Annotated in this window: 2 protein-coding genes; both read left to right on the top strand. The window is 47.8% G+C overall.

What is annotated here, in order from left to right; genetic code table 11:
- Window positions 1–158 precede the first annotated feature (158 nt).
- The gene (locus VZT47_RS10575) at window positions 159–539 is read left to right on the top strand and encodes a hypothetical protein (RefSeq protein ID WP_330224914.1); all 381 of its coding nucleotides are present in this window, start codon (window positions 159–161) and stop codon (window positions 537–539) included.
- A gap of 144 nt (window positions 540–683) precedes the next feature.
- Window positions 684–1,037, top strand: coding sequence for a DUF3846 domain-containing protein (locus VZT47_RS10570; RefSeq protein ID WP_330224913.1), 354 nt, complete (start codon window positions 684–686; stop codon window positions 1,035–1,037).
- Window positions 1,038–1,115 lie beyond the last annotated feature (78 nt).

Genomic DNA, 1,115 nt, shown 5'->3' with positions numbered 1-1,115 from the left:
GATAATGCCACGCTGATTTGTCCGGACTGCGGTACACGTCAGGCACTCGAAAGCCTCGGCATTTCGAGAGAGGAACAGGATAAAATTCTGGGAATCATCCACGAAAAATATATCCCCGAATAAACCGCACAAAAATCACAAAGAAAGGACTGAATCCGATGAGACTTGATATGTACCTGTACTGCCGGAACAAAAGCGAGACGGAACTGCCCGATGATGAAATTTACTACTGGCGGAAAGCCAATCAAATCCGTCAGTGGATTGTTTCGCACACGGGATACAGCGAAAGCTCAAATATTACCGCTCATGTACTGACAAAGGAGCATCTGGAAAATCTGCTGTCAGACTGCAAAAAGGTTCTGGAAAATCCGGAGCTTGCACCTATGATTCTGCCGACTTCCGCAGGCTTCTTTTTCGGCGGAACACGCTACGATGAAAGCTACCTTCTGACTGTGGAAGAAACTGCCGGAATGCTGGAAAGCCTGATTCCGGAAACAGACTTTGACACAGAAGAAATTGTTTACTGGGAATGGTGGTAATTCCCTCATTCCCCCACAAAGCCGCCACGTCCGCACACGTTGGGCGGGAAGGGTATCCTTGCACGGTTATCCCCTTTCGGTAACCTGCCCCACAAACGGCGCACACGGCGGCTCAGTCAAAGCAAGAAAAAAGGAGAACTCACCATGAAAATTTTAGTATGCGAAGCCGGAAAGCATCCGGTCGTGAAAGAAATCGAACACACGCTCAAAAATTTACAGAGCATCGTGGGCGGATACATTGAAGCCATTTACCCGTATGAAGAGCCGGTTGGATTAGTTTGCAACGAGGACGGCATTGCCCTGAACCTTCCGCTGAACCGAATCGTTGAGGGATACGGAGTCATCAGAGGTACATTTTTCCTCTGCGGACTCACAGAAGAGGATTTCTGTGGGCTGACTGATGACCAGATTGAACGCTACAGCAAGCTGTTCTGGGACGTTCAGCATTTTATTCCCACACCTGACGGGCTGATGCCGATTATCATCAGGAGCTTATGATTCCAGTATAGCACAGAATCCGAAAAAATGCAAGAAAAATTTTCTGAAAAGAAACAAGCCGTATCCATTTTCCGGATG

The organism is Dialister sp. (genome assembly GCF_036343215.1).
Classification (GTDB): Bacteria; Bacillota; Negativicutes; order Veillonellales; family Dialisteraceae; genus Dialister.
Note: the sequence above shows the minus strand (reverse complement) of the source record. Positions and strands in the feature narration are given on the sequence as shown.

Excerpts from the sequence above, each read along its gene's own strand:
- VZT47_RS10570 (WP_330224913.1), top strand. The coding sequence starts at position 684 with ATGAAAATTTTAGTATGCGAAGCCGGAAAGCATCCGGTCGTGAAAGAA.
- VZT47_RS10575 (WP_330224914.1), top strand. The coding sequence starts at position 159 with ATGAGACTTGATATGTACCTGTACTGCCGGAACAAAAGCGAGACGGAA.